Source organism: Sphingobacterium cellulitidis (genome assembly GCF_043187465.1).
Taxonomy (GTDB): Bacteria; Bacteroidota; Bacteroidia; order Sphingobacteriales; family Sphingobacteriaceae; genus Sphingobacterium; species Sphingobacterium cellulitidis.
Genome location: NZ_CP171136.1, coordinates 4,485,888 through 4,509,791 on the forward strand (window position 1 = coordinate 4,485,888; position 23,904 = coordinate 4,509,791).

The following is a 23,904-nucleotide window of genomic DNA, read 5'->3' on the forward strand; positions in this document are numbered from 1 at the left end:
TATTATGGAACAATTTGATAAAATATTTAAGGACTATTTTATTCGACTATGTTCGTATGCACACACCATAATTGGGTCTGAAGGTGTTGCAGAAGATATGGTACAGGAGGCTTTTATTGTATTATCTCAAAACCAAGAAATACTCAATAAACCTGAAGTAACAATCAAAAGTTTTCTTTACAGCTCAGTAAAACACATTTGTTTAAATCACGTTCGTAGAAGATCTATTGGACAGCGAATACAAAATGATACATTAATCCATGAAAAAGTAGATAAATCAGACTACTTAGAAGGATTAATTAAAGCAGAAATATTTGGCGAACTCCATAAAGAACTATCCAATCTACCAAAAAAATGCAAACGCATTTGCGAATTGATTTATCTAGAAGAAAAAAGCTATGAAGAAGCTGCCGAGGAATTAGATGTAAGCATAAACACCATTAAAACCCAAAGGCAAAGAGCATTGAAGTATTTGAAATCTAAATTCTTAATGGAATTTTCTTTCCTACTTTTTGCAAAACTATTGTGGCTGATTTACAGCAACTTATAGGATAATATAAAATTTATTATTTTTTCTTTCACCCTTTTTTCACTCTCAAGTTACTTAACGAAGAATTATGATATCAGAGGACAAAATTCTTTTAGCAGAATTGGCTGCAGAATTAGTAAAAGGCAATGAACTAACATCGTCTCAGGAAGCCTTGTTACAGGAGTTGCTGGCAAAATATCCAGATTCAAAATCATACATAGAAAAAGTGATTCAGGATGGTTTTCTTGAAATACCTTATCAAGTGCATAATGTTGATGTAGATAAGGAGTTAGAGAAGTTTAGAGCAAACAATTCTGCACTTTATAAAAACAAGAAACAGATTGTTTCCATTAAAACCGTGACATGGATATTATCCTCAGCAGCTATCCTTCTAATTGGTTTCTTTTTATTACAAAGGCAACCAAGTAAAGATTATATAGTCGAGGATAAAGTTTATGGTCAGAAAAATGATATTCTTCCTGGAAAATCTGGTGCTGTATTAGAGATTGAAGGTTCTGAATCAATTTTTTTAAATGATATTAAAGACAGTTTAATCCTTAATAATGGATTAATTGCAAACACAAAAACACTAAGCTATAATTCAATTGATAAATCAAAAAACCCTCTTCATACACTTACGATCCCAAAAAGATCGACTTACGAGGTGGTGCTTAGTGATGGAACTAAAGCTTGGGTCAATGCAGATTCCAAACTGAAATATTTGGCAAACTTTAGCAAACATGAAAGAAGGGTAATTTTAGAAGGCCAAGCCTATTTTGCTGTTGCAAAAGATTCGAAAAGACCCTTTATTGTTGAAAGCAATGGAGTTTCTGTACAGGCTGTAGGTACCGAATTTGATGTTGACTCCTATTCTAAGGAGCTATTTGTAAAGCTAATAGAAGGAAAGGTAAAAGTGTCTGAAAAGCCAAATGAATTGCATTTAGATGCCGGAGAACAGGTGGAATATAAGAATCAGACTTTTACTCGTAGTAAAATCGAAAATATTGAAGAAGCAACAGCTTGGAAAAACGGTTACTTCTATTTTGATAACAAAAACTTAAATCAAATTTTAGACGAAATAGTGAGATGGTATGGGGTCACGGTTAAATATGAAAAGAAAATTAATAAAACCCGATACTTTGGTGGTATTTCAATGCACTCTTCACTAGCCGAAGTTTGTAACGTTCTGAAAGATCTAACTAATTATAATTTTAAAATTGAGGAGGATATTTTAATTATTGAATAAAGAAAACTCCCCAAATAAACCTAAAACAAGGAGGGCCTAAAAAACAACAATAACCAAAATAAAATAAGAAAGCAGAGGTACTGCAATACCCCTGCTTAGTTTACATAGTTTATTAAAAACCATTAAATCTTCAGCAAATTATGAATAAATCTTTTTATTCAAAAGGAATCCTATGCTTCAAGGATAAGGACAGGCTTTTGAACAATCTAATTAAAATGAAACTTACCGGACTATTATTAGCAGCATCTTTCATGGTTTCATATGGTTCTACCAATGCTCAGATTACTTTGAAAGGTAAAAACCTAAAGGTAGAGCAGGCATTAAAAACCATAACGAAACAAACCGGTTATAGATTTATCTATGAAGAAGGGCTATTGAGCAACATCAAATCTGATGTTGATTTTCAAAATGTGACCTTGAAAACCTCACTAAACAAATTACTTAAAGAAAACAATTTTGACTTTACAATTCATGAGAATACTGTGGTTGTTAGAGACGGAATACGTTCGATAACCAACACGACCTCAGTTGTAAATCAGCAACTTACTGCAAAAGGTAAAATTGTAGATGCGCAAACCGGCTCTCCTATCCCTGGTGCAACTGTAACAGAAAAAGGCACATCCAATGCTGCGCAATCTGACGCACAAGGAAACTTTACTTTAAATGTATCCAGTAGTTCGGCGGTAATTGGTGTTAGGATGCTGGGTTACAATTCTGTTGAAATACCTTATTCTTCATCCCCTGTAGAGATTAAGCTTGAGTTTTCAGAGGCTAATCTAGAAGAAGTCGTAGTGGTAGGTTATGGACAACAAAGAAGGGGCGATTTAACCGGTTCAATTACTTCCTTAAAAGGCGATGAACTTACAAAAGGGGGAGCAGTCAGCAATGTTGGCCAAGCCCTACAAGGAAAAGCCGCAGGGGTTGTTGTCACACAAAATTCCAAAGCCCCAGGAGGCAGTATTTCTATCAGAATCCGCGGTGTAAACTCCATTAGTAGTACAAACGAGCCACTATATGTAATTGATGGTTTCCCAAGTAATAATGGGGTCAATATTAATCCGGACGATATCGCTTCGATGGAGATTCTAAAAGATGCATCGGCTACTGCAATATATGGTTCCAGAGGTGCAAACGGTGTTGTATTGATTACTACCAAACGCGGTAAAGCTGGAGAAAATAACATTGCATATACAGGTTATGTAGGCACTCAGAAACCTTTTAATCCATTCAATATGTTGAATAGCCAGGATTATATGTTGCTTGCGAATGCTTTATACAAAGAGATTGACGGACAAGAAAACCAAGAATACGGAGCTTACACCAAGTCTCAGCTACAATCAGATGTGAATACAGATTGGATTGAGGCAACAACAAGGCGAGGGGTTTTACAAAGTCATAACCTTCAATTCACTGGTGGTGGGGAGAAAACTAAGGTTCTAAGTAGCATTGGATATTTTGATCAAGCAGGAATTTTAAAGAACACTGATTTCTCTCGTATTTCAGGTCGGGTTAATGTGGATCAAACCGTCAATGATTATATCAAGGCCGGTGCAACAATTTTCGCACAAAGAGAAAACTCCAACATTCAGTTATATGATGGTAATATTTTGAATTCAAATGTACTTTATGGAATTCTTACATACGACCCAACTGTCCCGGTATTTAATGCTGATGGAAGCTTTGGTCGCCCTCCAGGAGGAAAAGGGGACAATCCTTTAGCGAACTTGATGTCTAGAACAAATGATGTACAACGTGATAAATTAAATGGAAACCTGTTCTTGGAGGTAAAACCTATTCAGGATATTACCATTCGAATGGATGCTGGGACAGAAATCACTAAGGATGAACTTGGCTCCTATTTAAGCCGTGATTCATACCAGGGGAGTATAGATAATGGGGTAGCAAGAGTTGCTGATTACAGCTTAACCCATAATCTATTTGACTTATTCGTTACTTATAACAAAACCTTCAACGAAAAACATAATTTCAGTGCGATGTTGGGTTATGCTTATGAAAAATTCACGAACAATAGAAAAGGAATTGATGTCTATGGTTTCTCAACTGATTTATTCAAATACTACAACTTAGGAGCTGCATCTACCATTACTGGAGTGAATTCATATCGCTCTGAAAATATGATGGCATCCGTCTTCGGAAGGGTAAATTACTCTTTTGCAGATAAATATTTATTGACGGCAACTGTTCGTCGCGATGGGTCTTCTCGGTTTGGATCTGATAATCAATGGGGAACTTTTCCTTCGGCAGCTTTTGCATGGAAAGTCATCAATGAATCATTTATGCAAGATCAAACCTTCTTTAATGATTTAAAATTCAGATTAGGATATGGTCGTACGGGTAATGAAAGAATTGCAGATTACGCTTCTTACGGATTAGTTGGAAATTCTCATTATACCTTTGATGGGAAAACCAATACCTCTGGAACTACCTTAAATCCTAATTCACCAGAAAACACAAAATTACGTTGGGAAACAACGTCCCAATTCAATGCAGGAGTAGACATGTCATTCCTTAATGATCGCTTGTCCCTCACAGTGGATGCTTACTACAAAAAGACCTCTGATTTGTTGATTAAAGTTAATCTACCGTATTATACAGGTTATGCTTCTGGTCAAAGTAATGTTGGCTCCGTAGAAAATAAAGGTTTAGAATTTGCTTTATCTAGCAAGAACTTTGTAGGTGAGTTCACTTGGGATAGTAAACTAAATATCTCAATGAACAGAAACAAGGTTCTATCCTTGGGAGGTCAGAACGACATCTTATTAACCTCATCCAAACCTATAGGAACTGTTTCGGAAGAAGCTTATGCGATTATCCGTGAAGGACAACCCCTAGGTTCATTGTTTGGATACACTTATTTGGGAGTCATTCAGCAAGGAGAAAATTATGCGCCTCAACCAAATTCAAAACCAGGGGATCCAAAATTTAAGGATGTCAATGGTGATGGAACAATTAGCGCGGCTGACCGCTCTATTATTGGTTCGGCATATCCTAAATTAACATTCGGATTCACTAATAATTTATCTTATAAAAACTTTGATTTTACAGCATTTATTTATGGAAATCTAGGTAATGATTTACTGAACATGACAAGGATGAATATGGAATGGAAGCGTACTGCTGATGCTTTAGACCGTTGGACTCCTCAAAATACAGAGACTGATCTTCCTAGAAACGGATTTTTCTTCTCCAAATATGGCGGCTATATCAATGATCATTTCATCGAGAAGGCTTCTTTCTTACGTCTTCGTAGTGTAACCTTAGGCTATACTGTTCCATTTAAGACCAAAGCAATCCGTTCATTAAGAATATATGCAATGGGTGAAAATCTATTTACAATCAGTAAATACAGTGGTTGGGATCCAGAAGTTGATACCAAGGCTTATGAAAATGATGGTTTGGTGAAATACAGTGGCAATGCCCAAACTGCGAATGCCGGGGCAGGGCTTGATTTTAACTCCTATCCATCTATGCGTTCATTCACTTTCGGAGTAAGCGCCAATTTCTAACCTAAACAAAAGAATGAAAATGAAAAATCTTTCAAAAAGCATATATAAAACAATTGGAGCAATCGGTATCTCTGCCTTTTGCCTTGCAACCTTTAGTGCTTGCACAAAATTGGAACCCAAGCTTTACAGCGACTTGACCACTAAAAATGCGTATTCCTCAGAAAGCGATATTGATGCAGCTTTGACTGGAGTTTATGCAAGTCTCTCACCTTATCCAGGGGATGCCTATCTATACTACGCTGGCTATCTTGTCATGATTACGGACTACTCTACAGACATTGGGTATTCAACCGCAGCTGGTGACCCTACAAAAATGAGTAACCTGACTTATGATGATAATAACCGTTATTTCAAATTCAATTATCAGAATATGTATCAGGTAATTAGCAACGCGAATATGTTGTTGGCGAACATTGATAATGTAAGCATGTCTGATGAAAAGAGAAAACAAGTAATGGCTCAAGCCAGATTTCTAAGAGCTCTTTCTTATATGGACTTAACAGATGCTTGGGGACCAGTGCCATTGATTACTGATGTTAGAAACCCTTCTGAAAGCTATAATTTACCGTTAGCCTCCGTTGAAGAGATTGAAAACTTAATTACCTCAGATTGCCAATATGCAATAGACAATCTCCCTGAAAAATGGTCATTAGATCTAGGTATTGGCAGAGCAAGTAAAGGCGCTGCATTGACCTTATTAGGCAAGATGTATATGCGTTCTCACAAATATGATAAAGCAAAACCCCTAATTGATGAAGTCCTAGCTTTAAGATCCAAAGGTGTTTATAGACTGAATCCTGACTTTAAAAACGAATGGTCAGATAACAATAAGATTGATATGGGGCTTATTTTTGGAATCCTTCATGAACCAACACTAAATGGTGGCGAAATAACGAACCATTTTGGTCCATCTGACAACCGTGAGGTTCCTGATAGATGGCAATATTATGGAGTTTCTCTCCAGTTCTGGAGAAAATATAGCGATTTAGATCCTCGTAAAAAGTTCTTCTATTATGATTACGAAGGATTGGCTCCTAGGGATAAAAACACTACTCATGGATTCTTTTATATGATGCCTAAAGTAGGACAAACTACCCCTCCAAGTGACACGGTGAAATTACTTCAGAACGTCGCAACAAAGAAGTACTCTTATGATATGACCAACAATTCTTATTTGGATGGCCGAACTATTCAAGTTTTCAGAATTGCGGATGTAATACTATGCAAAGCGGAAATTGAAAATGCATTAAATGGACCTCAAGCAGCTCTTCCATATTTAAATGAAATTAGGGCTCGTGCTGGTGCTCCAGAATATGGAAAACATGCCAATTTCCCTATTCCTGCATCCAAAGATGCTATGATAGATGCTTTAGTGGATGAGCGAGGGTTTGAATTTGTGTTTGAATACAAACGCCGTCAAGATCTGATCCGTTTGGGAAGGTATGAGAAAGTAACAAATGACTATTTAAGTTCTAGAGGCTTGAAACCTGTGGCAACTCCTGCCTTACGTTATTTCCCATACCCTCTTGACGAGGCTCGTCAGCACCAAGAAATGTCCAGCGCTAACTCCAGTAGAATTCCGCATTAATTTATGAAATCAAAAATATTTGTTTTCCTATTCCTTATCGTAGTAGCCGCTTTCGGCGGTTACTACTACTTTAGTCGTAAGGTTCAGATCTTAGAAATTGAACTTAGCTCTCCTGATAACCAATCAATAAAAGAAGATGTTGCTGTAAAATTAAATTCTGCAGCCCCAATTTATATTGAATATTGGAAAGAAGGAGAAAGTCAGAAATTTAAAAGCCCCATTAGCAAAGAAAAGGAATCGCATTTGGTTCACCTCTTACTCTTAGAGCCTTCAACCAAATACCAGTATCAGATAGTTATTGACCAATTGTTTCCTGTTCGTTCAAAATTAATGTCCTTTGAAACTCGGGAGCAATCGCCTTGGATGGTTCATAACTGGATAAAGGAAAATAATCCACATGACCCAAAAGCAATGGGTGATGACCTTGTGTTATTATGTTATCGTGGCTATCCTGGAAATATTTCCATAGTAGACGGTAATGGAACAGTACGTTGGTATTGGCAAGATGAAAAATTAGGCGTTCGGTTGGCATCACTTACACCTAGGGGAACCATTCTAGCTTTATTAGCACCAGCAAATAAAGATGAATTTAAAAAGGAACCTGAAAAAAAAGAAGGCAAATCCCTGCCTAAAAACTATTACCTAAGGAGTGGTCGACTAGGCTTTATGGGAGGAACCCAGTTGGTTGAAATATCCCAAACAGGAAAAGTTCTTTGGCGTAGCAACCTTGCCGATAAAGGCATAATAATGCACCACGATGTCCAAATGAACGATTTAAATGAAATCTATGCTATTGTCCGAGATTATAAAATTGATGACCGACCAAATTCAACAAAAGATACCCTTTGGGGGGATGCAATTGTTAGAATAGACAGCCTAGGAAACATCAAAAACAAATGGACACCTTGGAAAGACTGGGATTTAACAAAAGACCATCGATTAGATAGCTTCAAACATGATCGATTCCACTTCAACACCATTTCTTTCGATCAAGAAGGAAACTACATCACGTCTTCGCCTATTGAAAACCAAGTTTGGAAAATAGATCCTAAATCTGGAAAGATCATTTGGAAACTTGGAAAAAATGGAGACTTCAAAATGGATGCTAAGGATTATTTTTATTTCCAGCATATGCCTTATATAACAAAAGAAGGTGATCTCTTGTTATTTGATAATGGAGACTACGCTCCGCAGGATACTGCAAAACTCCAAAAACGTTCAAGAGCTATTGCATTCAAATTAAATGAAAAGGAAATGACAGCGAAACAAAGCTATCAAGCTCCATTACCTATAAAACAATATACCGCTAGAATGGGCAGTGCTTTCCTACTTTCCAATGGGAATCTTCTCCAAACTAGCTCCAAAACTGGAAGTGCTATTATTACCGATAAAAGCGGTAAAGTGCTCTGGGAATTAAATAGTCATTTTATCCCCTATCGTGCAGTTCAAGTACCTGAAAGTTTTTGGAAAAATTATATTCTAAAATCCAACTAAAAATGAAAATCAACCTAAAAAGATATTTTAACACTATTTTCTTAGTGGCGACCTCCTTCTCTGCAAGTATGGTCTATGCCCAACAGCAACCATTTCCACCGCAACCCTTAAAATGGAACCCCGAACAGCTCGGAAACCAACGCGCGGTGGTTAAAGTAAATAACAACACTAAATTAGTACAGGCAGATATCCCTTGGCGCAATCGCTGGGTTACAGATAATCAAAAAATTATCATTGTTGACAGCGCCAGCAACACTAGTTTTGACCCCACGGAGTACCTGTGGCAAAACAATATCTCCGGTGGGATAACCTTCCAACCGAAGTCAGGAAAAGGAATTTACTATGTTTACTTCTTACCTTACGAACTCGATGGAAGAACAAACTACCCAACGGCAACCTATCTTAAAAGGTCCAATTCTACCAGCAAAACAGCCTCAAAATCCAAAAATCCTAAAGCTTCATTTTTAAGACTTGAGTCAGTTGATGACTTCAATAAAAACACAGCCATGGAAACCATTGCTTCTGAAAAAGAGGTGTCTGAACTGCTGAATAGACATAAAAACGAAGACTTTTTGGTGTTTCCGGAAACGAGAAATAATCCTGTAAAAATGAAGGATTACCTCCCTCTTCGTTGGACTGAAGCTACTTTTACAGATAATATCCTCAGGGATAAAGCAGAATTGGGAGCTTACCATGCATTCCAAATCGCTGTATTTCCCAATAAGGCTGATCTAAAAAATGTAAAGGTGGAAGTTACAGACTTAAAAAATGAAGCTGGCAACAGCCTTTCAAAGGACCTATTCGACTGCCTTAACCTGGAAGGAACAGCTTATACAGGCAAACCATTGGCTTTTCAAGTAGATGTTCCAAAAGGTAAGGTCCAATCACTTTGGTGTGGATTTGACATTCCTGAAAATACAGCGCCAGGGAAATATACCGGAACACTGACCATTACAGCAGATAATGCAAAACCGAGAACAGTAAACTTAGAGTTTCAGGTCGACAACCAAAAACTCGCGAACAAGGGCTTTGATGAACCATGGAAAATGACTCGCTTGCCTTGGTTGAATTCTACCCTCGCACATGCAAATAGCATTTTGCCGCCATACACCGCATTAAAGCTCAAACAAGATTCTATTCTTTCCATTCTAGGTAGAGAAATTGTGCTTGCTCCTTCTGGTCTCCCTCAACAAATCCGCACTTTCTTCAGTCCGGAAATGACGGAAATAACCACTAAGGCCAACAATATCCTCATTGACCCTATACACTTTCAATTTATTGCAAGCAATGGCAATGAATTAAAGCTTGAGAACAAAGGCTATCAGTTTACTCAGAAGGAAGAAGGCCTATATGGTTGGACTGCACAACAGTCCAATAATCAAATTCAGGTTAATCTGGAAGGAACCTTAGAGTTTGACGGTTACATGCATTATACCGTTAAGGTTGAAGCTCTTCAGGATATTGATTTGTCGAATATCAGCCTTGAAATCCCGATGCAAAAAGACAAGGCCGAATACCTTATGGGTCTAGGTCAAAAAGGAGGCTACAGACCAACGAGTTTTGATTGGAAATGGGATGTTGCCCATAAGAATCAAGATGGGGCTTGGTTAGGAGCAGTCAATGCAGGTTTACAATTTTCTCTAAGGGACGAAAATTACGAACGCCCCTTGAATACTAACTTCTATCTGCAAAAACCATTGAAACTTCCAACTTCTTGGGGAAATGGAAATGAAGGCGGAATTGAAATCAAAGAAAAAGACGCTGCAGTACTTGTTAAAGGCTTTAGCGGAGCACGTAGCATGAAAAAAGGCGATATACTATACTACAATTTCAACCTCTTGATTACTCCTTTCCATCCTATTCAAACTGATGCACAATGGAAAGAACGTTATTACCATGCTTATCAACCTATTGATTCCGTGAAAAAAGGAGGTGCGAATGTGATCAATATCCACCACGCAAACAACTTAAATCCTTACATCAATTATCCATTCATTGCTACCAAAGAAATGAAGGGCTATATAGACTCGGCTCATAATGCAGGTCTTAAAGTGAAGATTTACAACACTGTCCGGGAGGTCTCCAATCGAGTATATGAATTATATCCGCTGAGAAGTCTGGGTCATGAAGTATTTTCTGCTGGTCCTGGAAAAGGATATTCTTGGCTGCAGGAACATGTTGGCGACGACTATATTGCCGCTTGGTTTGTTCCTAAATATCAGGATGCTGCCTTAATCAACTCAGGTATGAACCGTTGGCATAACTATTATGTCGAAGGAATGAACTGGTTGGTTGATAATATAGGTATTGATGGTATTTACCTGGATGATGTCGCTTTTGATAGAATTACCATGAAACGGATTAAACGAGTGATGACCAAGAATGGTCACCCTGGATTGATTGACCTGCATTCTGCGAATCAATACAATGAACGCGATGGTTTCAATAACAGCGCTAACCTGTATATGGAACATTTCCCGTATATTAATAGATTATGGTTCGGGGAATACTTTGATTATGAAAAGAATAACCCTGACTTCTTCCTAACTGAAGTTAGTGGAATTCCTTTTGGATTAATGGGAGAAATGCTTCAGGATGGTGGTAACCCTTGGCGTGGAATGATCTACGGAATGACAAACAGACTCCCTTATCAGAAATCCGGACCTCAAGGATTGTGGAAAGTATGGGATGAGTTTGGAATTGTTGGGTCTAAGATGATTGGATACTGGTCTCCAAATATCCCTATAACAACTGATAATAAGGAAGTCCTTAGCACTGTGTTCCAAAAAGAAGGAAAAACCATGGTTGCTCTTGCTAGTTGGGCTGCGAACGACAGTAATGTCAAATTGAACATCGATTGGAAAAAGCTGGGGTTAGACGCCAAAAAGGTTAAAATCCATGCCCCATACATCGATGGCTTCCAAGAGGAAAAAACATTTGAAATAACCGAATCCATCCCTGTCAAGAAAAATCAGGGTTGGCTACTAATTATAGAATAAAACAACCTAATTATGCTAAAGAGCAGCTTAAAAAAGAGCCTTCTAGGCATTACAATAACCTTATTTTCCGCTGGGCAAATCTATGCCCAGCAACCTTCAAAGGTTTCTGAGGAACTGGTTTCCATGACGACCTATCCTTTTTCAGATCCAGACCCTATTGCTTCTAATCAGAAGCTTTATCCTTACTTTCGGTTCGATGGGTTTTCCAATAAACCCGAACAGAAGAAATGGAATGTGGTCACCTTGGAAAACGATTTTATCAAGGTCCAGGTCATGCCGGAAATAGGCGGAAAAATCTGGACAGCATACGATAAAGTCAATAAAAGGGATTACCTCTACAACAATGGCGTTGTAAAATTCCGGGATATTGCAATGCGAGGACCATGGACTAGCGGTGGTATCGAAGCCAATTATGGAGTAATCGGGCATACTCCAAACACTTCAACACCTGTCGATTATTTAATCCGTAAAAACGAAGATGGAAGTGCCAGCTGTATCATCCATACCTTGGACCTCCTTTCGAGAACCCATTGGACCCTGGAGATCAAACTTGAAAAAGATAAAGGATATTTTACCACCAGTTCATTTTGGTCAAACAGCAATCCTATCGAGCAACCTTATTATACTTGGATGAACCTCGGGATTCCTGCCAGTGATGATCTTCATTTTGTTTATCCAGGACATAAATATATCGGCCATGGCGGAGAACAACACAATTGGCCAATCGATGAGCAGGGACATGACCTTTCTACTTATACCGGCAATGCTTTTGGTGACTCCAAATCCTATCATGTTTTAGGTGCCGCTAGCAATAGCTTCGGTGCCTATTGGGCAAATACCGATTATGGGATGGCACGCTATGCAAATAGAGAAGATAAACTGGGAAAAAAGATCTTTCTATGGGCGCAATCCGGAGCAGGTCAAATCTGGGAAGATCTATTAACCGATAAGAGTGGTCAATATGTCGAAATTCAAAGTGGCCGTCTGTTTAACCAAAACATGGGAACAAGTAGTGAAACTCCATTCAAACAAATTGGATTCCAACCCTACCAAACGGACCGCTGGCAGGAAAACTGGATGCCTTATCACGGAATTGGAAAGGCAACAGCTATCAACCTCGTGGCTGCCTTTGCCCTAAAACAGAATGATCAAAATTTACAGATTAGCATCGACCCTAAACAAAATATCCAAGACTCCCTGATAGCTTATGATGAAACCGGAAATAAAATAGGTAGCACATGGGTAGAAGCTAAAATTGGTAAACCAACACAAGTTCAACTAAGCCTCAATTCAGCAAAACCCATTCATGCGCTTACATTGAACGGTAATCGACTGGACTTGCAACAGGATAAATATGAACTGAACAGGCCAGTGGAAATAAAGGTTCAATTAAGTCCGGTTGATTCATTGGCTTTTATGGGGCGTGATCTCCTTCGTTTTAGATTGTATGATCAAGCAGAGCCTATTATCAAGAAGGCTTTTGAATTGGATCCAAATAATATGTCCATTTTAAATTCCATGATCAAACTATATTGGTTTAGAATGGAATATGATAAAGCCCTTGAGTATGCCTTACGAGCTTTGGAAATAGACACTTACAATGCCGAGGCAAACTATTACTATGGATTGATCAATGAAAAGCTAGATAAGAAATATGATGCTCGCGATGGCTATCAAGTTGCCACTATGGATGCTGCTTGGAGACCCGCAGCCTTCACTGCATTATCCAAGCTGTTCTATAAAACAAAAGATTATCAGCAAGCTGAATCTTATGCTTTAAAGGCATTGAACCATGGGCAAGAAAACATAGAAGCCTTGCAAATGCTTTATCTAAGCTCCCTGCATTTGAATAAAGAAAAGGAAGCTCAAGAAACCCTGAACAAAATTTCCATAATAGATCCATTAAATCCATTCGTAAATTTTGAAAACCTTTGGACCAAAAAGAAAAAAGAACAGGAACAGAAGTTCTTGACAGATGTTAAGCAAGAATTACGAACTGAAGCCTTTTTGGAACTCGCTATCAGGTATGCCTCCCTAAACAATCAGGAAAAGGCAACCAAAATTCTTGAATTAGCGCCTCAAAATACCGAAACCTTATATTGGTTAGCATATTTAAATCAAGGCAATTCTGCTCAATCTGATTGGTTAAAAAAAGCTGATGAATCAAACCCAGACTTTGTTTTCCCATTCCGTGAGGAAAGTAAAAATGTACTCGAATGGGCCAGCCAACAAACCAAAAGCTGGAAACCAGATTATCTTTCAGCTTTAATCTATCGCTTCAGAAACCAACCAGAAACTGCCCTTTCTTTGCTCAATAAGCATAGCTCAGATAACAAGGAAAATGCGGTCTACTTTGCTGTATTGAGCCAACTACAAGCAAAAAACACTAATGAAGCCATCGCTTCCATGAAAAAGGCAATTGAAATCAATCCTAAGGAATGGCGATATGGCAAGCTGTTGTCCAATCTCTATAGAATTAACAAGGACTTCAAAAATGCTTTGGCAGTATCGGAAACTTATCATAAAGCCCATCCTGAGAATTATATCATTGGAATGAATCAAGCCCGTTTACTCCTCTTGAATCAAAATTATTCAGAAGCTGAAAAAATCCTTTCTGGGCTTGAAATCTTACCTTTTGAAGGCGCAACAGATGGTCATAAATATTATGAGCAAGCGAAATTAATGCTCGCTTATGAAGCCTTAGTGAAGAAAAACAACAAGATTGCCCAACAAAAAATCGATGAAAGTAGGCTATGGCCAAAACAATTGGGTGTTGGCGAACCATATCCTAATGAAAAACAGGAAATCCTAGCTGATTGGTTAGAAGCCCAAGTCAATAAAAATACTGAGAAATCTAAAAGCTTGATCAAGAAAATTGCTGAGACTAAATCAGTTCGAAATCCAGCATTGGTTATGCTTCAATCCGTTGCTCAAACTCTTTCAGGGCAAAATGAGGCGGCTCAAAAAACTAAAAAAGAAGCCTTAAATAATGTAAAAGGAAATTCCGATGCCTATAACAACCTTTATAACAGCATCAAAAACGGAAAAATTGAAGATTATTGGACTAAATTGATTGCTTTGGTCTATAACCAAGAAGATCAACGAATTTTCTAGGTTTTTATTCATAAAGAAGCCCGGTTAAACCGGGCTTTTTAATATCTATTTATCTACTTTCCACTCAAATTTACCTTCTGAAATCTTTACAATTGTCCCATCCGGTTTTTTTAGTTCGCCTTCAAAACTCCCACTTACATATGCCCTATTAGGCTCTCCTTTCATGGGAATTACTTTGTTGATGGTAACCTTGAATGGACCTTTACGACTATAATTCGAATTATCGGCATAGATCACCAGATTTGAGGTAGTCTCATTTTCCTTTACCCAAGTGCCAAAATCTATTGAAAATGCTGAATTCCAATTTTCATTAAGTGGAAAGGTATAAGTGCCTAATCCCAACATTTTAGGTGTATCAAATCGAATAATGAAATAATCTCGATCATCACTGAAATCATTGCTATTTCTCCCTCCAATATGCGTTACGTAGCGATCCACGTTATCATACTTATGACAGGCCATTTCAAAATATGCATCAATAGGATCTGGCGCCTCTGATAACCACAATTCCCCATCTACTTTCATGGAAATATAAGGCACATTTATATCTGGCTCTTCCTCATCATCAATCTGATCATCCTTACTGCAGGATGAAGCAAAAAATGCTAGAAATAAAAACAGCAAACTAAATAATTTGATACTTTTCATAATTGGTCTATAATCTTTAATATACTGAATAACAGCCGTTAAACAAGTCTTAATTTTTACAAAAGGATATTTTTAGAACTGTTCTCTCCATTCTTCTCAATGTTTTTCCAATAGGCTTAGTTTTCAATAATACATGTTTAAACTTTTAAACCTTTGTTTTATTGCTTTAACCATTGCTTCAAAAACCGTGCTAAAGGTTAAGCCCAATAATACAGGCTAGCACAGGATGCGGTCAACATATTTTTTTTGTTTCTTTATTAATAGAATATCTCAGCCCAAGAAAAAAGCTGTTCTTATCGTAGAATAACAAGCTTTACGGCCGATTTATTTAACCACGAAACACTAAATTACTACATCTACTAATTAATTGTTTAGGCTAAAACCCTTAATATGAAAAGATACTCTTGGCCAATTGTGTTACTATTCTTCCTCATTTTGGCATCCTGTAAGCCAAAAACTCAAGAATTCCCATTTAAACCTGATCCCAATACTAATATTGCCATTATTGGAAACTCATTTGCCTTAGGCCTCCAAAGAAGCAACTATTTCGAAACCCTGCTATATCAAAGCTTTCCCGAAGAAAAATTAACGATTCGCAACCTTGGCTGGGATGCTGATGAAGTTAATCTTCGTCCTCGCCCGCTCAACTTTGGAACCATACAGGAACATCTTAAAGACCTGCAGGCAAATGTTATTTTTGCTTGCTTCGGAATGAACGAATCCTTCAAAGGGCCTGATAGCTTAGACGTTTTTAAACAGGACCTCAAAAGTCTTCTAGAATCACTACAAAAACAGGAAAACCCCAATCAAAACACCCCTCAGATCTTCTTGATTTCTCCTATAGCCCATGAAAAAATAAATGGCGATCTCCCTGATCCAACGGAACATAATAAAAACTTAAAAATCTATAGCAAGGGAATGGCGGAGGTAGCCAAAGCTATGAATATCCCATTTATTGACCTATTTACCCCTACAAAGGATAAAATGGATGCAGGATCTGAAGCCCTTACATCGGATGGAATACATCTCAATGAAGAGGGATTCAAATTTGTTTCTGAAATTATGGCGAAAGCCCTGGTCCTACCTACACAATCATGGGAAGTAAATAAAGAAAACGAAGAGCTTAGAAAACTAGTTGGAATCAAAAATCAACATTATTTCTATCGATCAAAATCACAGAATGGCGAATATATCTACGGAAGACGACGCGAATGGGCTGGCGGCCAAGAGCTTCCCAATGAATTGCAGAAAATCGATCATATTGTAGACCAACTTGATTCCCTGTTATGGACCACCTCAAAACCCGGAACATCCATTGACCAATCCGCTGTCAAAAAGATAATTGAATCTGGAATCGTAAAACCTGATCCCGAAAATATTAAGCCTACAACCGCTGCAGACCTGGAATATGCTAAATCACAATTTATCCTTCCAGAGGGCTTTGAAATAGAGCTCTTCGCTTCGGAGAAAGACTTTCCGCTGGCCAACCCTGTATCAGCAACATTTGATGCCAAAGGCAGAATGTGGGTTTCAACCATGCCTTCATATCCCAATTATTCTCCTGGCAACCCTCCTAATGATAAAATAATTATTCTCGAAGACACAAATGCAGATGGAATTGCTGATAAGCACAGTGTATTCGCCGACAGCCTTTATCTCCCCCTGGGATTTGAATTAGGCGATGGCGGTGTCTATGTCACTCAAGCACCAGATTTCGTGTTCTTAAAAGATACCAATGGCGACGGTCGTGCAGACAAAAGGGAAATCCTCCTTTCTGGATTTGGAACAGAAGATTCGCACCATACCTTGAACACTTATACCTGGGGTCCTGATGGTGCTTTGTATATGAATATGGGGACTTTTCTACATACCAGCGTAGAAACTCCTTATGGACCACGCCGAGGTGATTACGGCAATGTATGGCGGTATGAACCCCGGACAAAGAAATTTGACCAACATATCTCCTACTTATTTGCAAATCCTTGGGGCGATGTTTTTATGCGTGATGGAACCCAATTAATCGCCGATGTATCGACCGGATTAAACTACTTTGCTCCACCATTAACCGTGGCGATTGACTATCCAAAGAAACACCTCGAAATGAAGGATTTCCTTACCTCAGCATCTAAACCGAAAACATGTGGAATAGAAATTATCTCCAGTCGCGCATTTCCGGATAGCCTCCAGGGAAATGTGCTTTTCAATACATTTATTGGCTTCCAGGGTGTGAAACAACATAAATTAGCTGAAGATGGTAGTGGAATTATTGCCACTGAAATACAACCGCTATTACAATCGAAAGACCCCAATTTCAGACCTGTAGATTTAAAATTCGGTCCTGATGGTGCTCTTTATGTAATTGATTGGTACAACCCGATTATTCAGCATGGTGAGCAAAATTTCCGCGATCCTAAACGTGATCATACTAAAGGTAGAATCTGGAAAATCAGCCATAAGAATATGGCTAAACTTCCTGTAGTCGACATGAGCAAGCTCAGCATCGCTGAAATCTTGGATAAACTCCGCTCCCCAGAGGATCGTGAGCGGTATAGAGCTCGAAAAACCCTAAGGGATTACTCAGCAGAAAAAATTATCCCAGAACTGAACACCTGGCTGGGTAAATTAGATAAAGCCGATCCGGAATGGGATCAGAACAGACTTGAAGGGCTATGGGTTTACCAGCAATTCAATAAACCAAACAAGGTGTTGCTTGAAGAGCTTTTACAAAGTAAATCTCCTGCAATCCGTGCTGCAGCAACACGCGTCTTATATTATTGGGCAGACCGAATTCCAAACGCACTGGATCGCTTGATAAAAATGTCTACAGACTCCGAACAGCGTGTTCGACTAGAAGCTGTAATTGCTTTAAGTCATTTCAAAGATCCTAAAGCGGTCAAAGCCTTGCTTGCCGTTTCGGATATGCCTACCGACGATTATATCAATTACGCCTTAAACGAGTCCTTCAGACACTTAAGACCTGTTTGGGTGAATATGTTCAAGACTGACAAGAAATTCCTCGCAAATGAGCCCAAAAAGGCAGATCTCTTATTAAATTCTGTCGCGACCAAACGAGAATCCATTTATATTGGCTTTGTTGCCGAGGATCCAACCGCAGCAAAATACAGCGAACCAAAACTCAGCATAGAAGAATTCAATCAGATGAAAGGTGCCGCTGCGGTAAGCCGCTATTTGGAACAACACAAAGAACTATTGGAAGAACCTCAGGCAAACCCTGAGCCTAAACAAGAGCCTGCAAAAGAGAAAGAAGCATCTTCAAAGGCAACTCATATAATAAAAACATTGCCTGGAAAAATGGCTTATGACAAGGAAATCCTGGAGGTTTCTGCCGGTGAAAACATAATTCTTGAGTTTGATAACAATGATCAAATGCCTCATAACATCGTGTTCACCAAACCTGGTGCCCAGAAAAAGGTCGGTCAGGCTGCAGATAATATGTCGGTGGAACCTGATGCATACGAGAAGAACTTTATTCCAGATATTCCGGAAGTCCTATTCGCAAGCCCTTTGGTACAAGCAGGACAAAGTTATCAGATGCAGTTTGTGGCCCCAAAAGAAAAAGGGGAATACCCTTTTATCTGTACTTTCCCGGGACATTGGCAAATTATGCATGGCATTATGTTAGTGAAATAAGATTGCATGTAGGGGTTAAGTGGATTAACCCCTATCCTTTTAACTTAGGCCCTTCTTTCATCAAAGTAGCATATGAGAGCCTAAAAGCCGATAAACTTTGATATCCCACCATATAGGCAATTTCAGTCAAAGTATATTGCTTGCTATCCAGCAATTCAATGCTCTTCAGAATACGAACCAGCTGCAAATATTTTTGAAGTGTAATCCCTGTTTCCTTTTTGAATATCCTTTGTAAAGTTCTTACCGATAGATTGGCCAAATCGGAAAGCTCCAGAATATCCAGATTAAACTTATAGTTAGCATTGATGTAATTGCAGATGGGAATCAAGCGCTCATCATTGGGTACAGGAATTTCAAGTGACTTGCTTTCCTGACAGAAATTCGGCAGGCTAAATAACATGGCCTGTAAAAACAACTTTTGTTCCTGATCACTCTTCAACACCTTATTCCATTTTTCTGCATAAAGCAACATCTCTTTTAATACTGCCGGAGCTGGAAAAACATGGATTGTATGGTAAAAATCATTATTTGGAACCTCCTTGAATAAAACCAACATCAAGTTAACTGCATTGGATTCAGTACTTGTCCGATGAGCAACCTTGCTCGGAATCCAAATCACATGATGCTGGGGAACCAAGTAGATTCTTTTATTGATATGAAAATATTGATAGCCCTCCGTTACATAAGTCAACTGAAAGGATTCATGTTGATGCTCCTCCTCTCCATGGTGCCATTCCGAATCATACCAAACATAGGTATCTGTATGAATATCATCCACATGAATGCTAATCTGATGGTCCAAATCTGCCAATTCTCTCATGTCGTTTTATATATAGTAAATGGCAAAGTTAACAAAAACGACAAGCTTATCTTTGTCCTCAAAGTAATTTGGGAGAGTTTTCCAAGAACTATTCCCCACGGAGGAAGGCATGAAACAAAATTCAAACACAACATTTTCCTGGTTAGGTATTCTATTGGTCATTTGGGTGGCGAGCAACTTGAGGTCACCGATCACAGCGGTAGGCCCAATATTGGATGAGATTAAATTGGCCATGAATTTAGATAATATTCAAGCTAGTTTATTGACCTCCATCCCATTGATTGTATTTGCTTCCTGTTCTATTTTAGTCAGTAAAGCAACTGCCCGTTTAAATATCCGTCATGGACTTATCTACGCCCTTTTATTCTTGATAATTGGATTATATCTTCGGGTTTATGGGAATATCACAACCTTATATATTGGCTCGGTCCTTTTAGGATTGGGAATATGTATTGGAAACGTCCTGACCCCTGCTTATATCAAAAATGAATTTCCGGCAAAAATAGGGTTGATGACTGGAATCTTTTCCGTCTCCATGAACCTTGTTGCAGCATTGGCCTCTGGATTTAGTATTTCAATAGGTAAGTGGACCGGAATGGGTTGGAAAGGCTCTTTAGGGATTTGGATCTTCGTGGCCATAATTGCCTTAATAATTGTATTTGCAGAGTTGTTTTGGGGAGCAAATACAGCAAGTCAGCAAAGCAAAAAAGAGGAAACAACTAAGTTCAATATCTTCAAATCCAAACAAGCCTGGAACATTAGCCTTTTCATGGGCCTGCAATCATTGATTTACTATTGTCTGGTTGCCTTTTTGCCAACGGTGCTTATGGAATACGGGATGAGTAAATCCGAAGCTGGCTGGGTATTTTCCATTCTTCAATTGGCGATGCTTCCCGTAATGTTGGTTAGCCCGGTTATTGCCAGTAAGATGAAAGACCCAAAACTAATGATATACTCCATTGGAATTCTCTATTTTACAGGAATCGTTATGCTGATTTTGCTGAAGACCCAATGGATTTATTTCACTGCAATCCTTCTGGGAATTTCCGGTGGTCTTGCCTTTAGCTTAGCCATTCTATTCCTGTCCTCTAGAAGCAAAACCATGGTAGGAACTATAAAAATTTCAGGCAAGGCACAATCCATAGGCTACCTAGTGGCCGCATTTGGCCCACCATTATTTGGGAAACTTCATGATTTTGACCTTTCATGGAAATATTCTTTTTATTTCCTGCTAGCTATCATATTGATAATGACCTTCTTCGGGAGAAAGTCTGCCAAACCTAGGTTTATTGAAGATCATTAATCATAAAAAAATGGCTCTAAAACCATTATGTTCCTGAATATTTCCGAGGAAAATCAGGCTTATTATGATGAAGTATTCAAAAGGGAAAACGACAAAATACTAGAAAACCCAAAGGTTTCTCAGGTATTTAAACTCCTATATAAGTGGTTAGGAAATTCGCAGAAATTAATTTTAAACCTAAATTTCTTCTGGAATAAAAGTTTAGGAATGCTCTACCGATACGCCAAAGCGAGTTAGTGAATTATTTAAATAATTACAACTTGAAATTCTTGGAGAAATTCATCTAAATACTCTCTACTAAATACTAATAACGAGATCCCATTATTCATCTCTTAGGCTGTCCACAGGTTTTGTTTGGGCAGCCCTGATTGCTTGCGAACTGACAGTTAAAATAGCTATAACAACGGCAATTGACCCAGCAAGGGCTACCATCCAAAACTGGATTTCAATTCTGTATGAAAAGTTTTGTAACCAATTATTCATCATCAACCAAGCCAAAGGTGAGGCCAGAATAAACGCTATTAAGACGAGTTTAATAAAATTTATAGATAACATTCCTGTAATACCAATTGTAGAGGCACCTACAACTTTGCGGATTCCAATTTCTTTTCTCCGTTGATTAGCAGTGAAAATAGCCAATCCGAAAAGACCAAGGCAGGCTAAGAAAATGGTTAATCCGGCAAAGATGCTCATTAACCTTCCTGTTTTTTCTTCTGCTTGATAAGTTTGGGCATACCGCTCATCCAAAAACGAATAGCTAAAAGGCATATCTGATGGAAAAGACTGATAAATAGATTTAATTTTCTGCAACAGATTTTCTGTATCTGAATTTTGAGTCCTAAGAATTAATGTCCCAGTCTGTTTACTAAGAACCATGACAAGCGGGGTAATTGGTTCATGTAATGATCTGAAATGAAAATCTTTTATGACACCAACGACTTGGAAAGATTTATTCTCATTGTTGGTTATGGTTTTCCCAATACTCCCCTCTTTCCAACCTAATTCTTTTGCCGCGGCTTCATTAATAATGACTGAAAGACTATCATTCCCAAATTCTTTTGAAAAATTTCTACCTTCTTTTAACTCCATTCCCATGGTTGGAATATATTGTTCATCAATATCATACCGAATTAATTTTACAAATTGATCGGTTTTACTTTCCGGATAAATAAAGTAGTTATTATTGCGGCTTTCACCTGCTGGAATATAGGGTGAGAATGAAACATCTTTAATCCTACTGTCTTCGGAAAGTAAATTAGCGAATGTTCTCTCATTATTTCCCAAAGACCATGTAGGGATAATAAGCACGTTTTCCTTATTATATCCGAGTTTGATATTACGCATATAATCCAACTGCTTCATGACCACAATAGTTCCGAATATTAAGCAAACCGAGGTCATAAATTGAAATACCACCAGACCACTTCTTAAGTTTAATCCTTTGCCTGTATTGTTGATTTTTCCTTTTAAGACGCTCAAAGGATTAAATGCAGAAAGATAAACAGCAGGATAGAAACTTGAGGTCAGACCAACAAGAAGTCCAAAAACCAAAAGAAGCGGAATAATCTTTAGGAAGTCTAGATTTCTAATTTCCATTTCCTTCCCAGAAATTTGGTTGAATAAAGGAAGGGCTAAAATGACTAAAACAATAGCCAAGCCTAAGGCCATAAATGTTAGAAGTATCCCTTCAACCATAAACTGCCCTCTAATCCCAGTATTATCTGCCCCTAGCATCTTCCTCACGCCAACTTCTTTACTTCTTTTAAAACCACTAGCCGTTGATAGGTTCATGAAGTTAATCGTAGCGATGAACAACATAAAAACAGCAACCACACTAAAAATATAGATATACCTTAAATCACCAGGAGCACTAAGATCATAAGTGAAATTAGAATGTAAGTGAATATCTGTTAAAGGCTGTAAATAAAGTCCGATGTGATTTCCAGATTTTTGATAATCCTGGTAACTCATTCCAAAACCAGACATAAACTGAGGTGCAATATTCTTATCGAAGAGTGATGTCAAGCTTTTCTGTACTTTTTCTCGCGATGCATCTTTCCGCAGTAAGACATAAGTGAAATATTCAGAGGTCATCCAGGAATCTGATTTTGAATCTTGAATTCCCTCTAAAGACGTAAAAATATCAAAATTGAAATGGGAGTTCTTTGGAATATCCTTAATTACACCAGATATTTTTAAAATCGTAGGATTATTTTTAATAGCTAAATTTTGCCCAACTACATCGGTTGTACCAAAATATTTATTTGCCATAGACTCTGTTACTATAGCTGAATTCGGAAAGTTGAGTGCAGTGTTTTGGTCTCCTTTAATAAATGGCAAGGAGAAAATATCGAAGAAAGAGGCATCCACGGATGCTAATTTTTCCTCATTAAAGATCTTATTATTAACGACAAATAAGGGTGAGCCTCCATTTCTTAGTCTGGCTGCATCCTCAACCTCAGGTATATCCGCTTTCATGGTTGCCGCAACAGGAGGCATAACATGAGCTTCATTAATTTCTCCTCCTTTGACAGTACCCCGAAAAACTATCCGCTCGATACGATCCGCATTTTTATTGAATCGATCAAAGCTATATTCATCCCAAACATAAATACTAATCATTAAACAGGTGGCTATTCCTAAAGCCAATCCAATTACATTGATTAGTGTAGTAGATTTATTTTTTGATAAATTTCGCCATGCTATAATAAAATTGTGCTTAATCATAATCTAGATTTTTAGAAAACTGAACTGCCAATTTAAATTTCACAATTCATCTGCCACAATTCCAAACATCTGACCAGCAATGATTTAAACAGAATATTACAGGTTTAGCCTGTACGGTATCGAACATTATTTTGTCCATTATCGAACATATACCTAACACAACAGACTGGTTTAAAGCAGATTCAAAAATGTTCTCTTAAGCTTGAAATTCTTGCAGAAAATCATCTAAATACTAAATACTCTCTACTAAATACTAAA

General features: G+C 38.0%; 12 protein-coding genes. 9 read left to right on the forward strand and 3 right to left on the reverse strand.

What is annotated here, in order from left to right:
- The first annotated feature begins 4 nt into the window (after positions 1-4).
- From ACF3OC_RS19430 to ACF3OC_RS19460, 7 genes are all read left to right on the forward strand, one after another.
- Entirely contained in the window at positions 5-550 is a 546-nt protein-coding gene (locus ACF3OC_RS19430; protein WP_094258406.1) for an RNA polymerase sigma-70 factor, read from the forward strand.
- A 67-nt stretch (positions 551-617) separates the two neighbouring features.
- Entirely contained in the window at positions 618-1,775 is a 1,158-nt protein-coding gene (locus tag ACF3OC_RS19435; RefSeq protein WP_094258407.1) for a FecR family protein, read from the forward strand.
- A gap of 140 nt (positions 1,776-1,915) precedes the next feature.
- Complete coding sequence (locus ACF3OC_RS19440) at positions 1,916-5,302, forward strand: TonB-dependent receptor (protein ID WP_318271549.1); 3,387 nt, start codon at positions 1,916-1,918, stop codon at positions 5,300-5,302.
- Between the two features lie 19 nt (positions 5,303-5,321).
- Positions 5,322-6,890: a RagB/SusD family nutrient uptake outer membrane protein gene (locus tag ACF3OC_RS19445; RefSeq protein ID WP_094258447.1), complete on the forward strand. Its 1,569-nt coding sequence runs from the start codon at positions 5,322-5,324 to the stop codon at positions 6,888-6,890.
- Between the two features lie 3 nt (positions 6,891-6,893).
- A complete protein-coding gene (locus ACF3OC_RS19450; RefSeq protein WP_094258408.1) occupies positions 6,894-8,384 on the forward strand; it encodes an aryl-sulfate sulfotransferase in 1,491 nt (496 codons plus the stop codon).
- A gap of 2 nt (positions 8,385-8,386) precedes the next feature.
- Complete coding sequence (locus ACF3OC_RS19455) at positions 8,387-11,383, forward strand: glycoside hydrolase domain-containing protein (protein ID WP_318271551.1); 2,997 nt, start codon at positions 8,387-8,389, stop codon at positions 11,381-11,383.
- Positions 11,384-11,395: 12 nt separating this feature from the next.
- Positions 11,396-14,497, forward strand: a complete 3,102-nt coding sequence (locus ACF3OC_RS19460) for a DUF5107 domain-containing protein (RefSeq protein WP_392470575.1) — start codon at positions 11,396-11,398, stop codon at positions 14,495-14,497.
- Positions 14,498-14,542: 45 nt separating this feature from the next.
- Here ACF3OC_RS19460 and ACF3OC_RS19465 read toward each other — a convergent pair whose 3' ends face one another.
- Positions 14,543-15,145, reverse strand: a complete 603-nt coding sequence (locus ACF3OC_RS19465; protein WP_094258410.1) for a hypothetical protein — start codon at positions 15,143-15,145, stop codon at positions 14,543-14,545.
- A gap of 390 nt (positions 15,146-15,535) precedes the next feature.
- Here ACF3OC_RS19465 and ACF3OC_RS19470 point away from each other — a divergent pair, with 390 nt between their 5' ends.
- Complete coding sequence (locus tag ACF3OC_RS19470) at positions 15,536-18,796, forward strand: PVC-type heme-binding CxxCH protein (protein WP_392470577.1); 3,261 nt, start codon at positions 15,536-15,538, stop codon at positions 18,794-18,796.
- Positions 18,797-18,827: 31 nt separating this feature from the next.
- Here the strand turns inward: ACF3OC_RS19470 and ACF3OC_RS19475 are convergent, their stop codons facing one another.
- Positions 18,828-19,616 (reverse strand): AraC family transcriptional regulator, encoded by a 789-nt coding sequence (locus ACF3OC_RS19475; protein ID WP_094281119.1) that lies wholly within the window; start codon positions 19,614-19,616, stop codon positions 18,828-18,830.
- A 109-nt stretch (positions 19,617-19,725) separates the two neighbouring features.
- On the opposite strand from ACF3OC_RS19475, the gene ACF3OC_RS19480 reads away from it, so the two are divergent.
- Complete coding sequence (locus tag ACF3OC_RS19480; protein ID WP_094258412.1) at positions 19,726-20,919, forward strand: MFS transporter; 1,194 nt, start codon at positions 19,726-19,728, stop codon at positions 20,917-20,919.
- Between the two features lie 321 nt (positions 20,920-21,240).
- Here the strand turns inward: ACF3OC_RS19480 and ACF3OC_RS19485 are convergent, their stop codons facing one another.
- The gene (locus ACF3OC_RS19485; RefSeq protein WP_094258414.1) at positions 21,241-23,646 is read right to left on the reverse strand and encodes an ABC transporter permease; all 2,406 of its coding nucleotides are present in this window, start codon (positions 23,644-23,646) and stop codon (positions 21,241-21,243) included.
- Between the last annotated feature and the right edge of the window lie 258 nt (positions 23,647-23,904).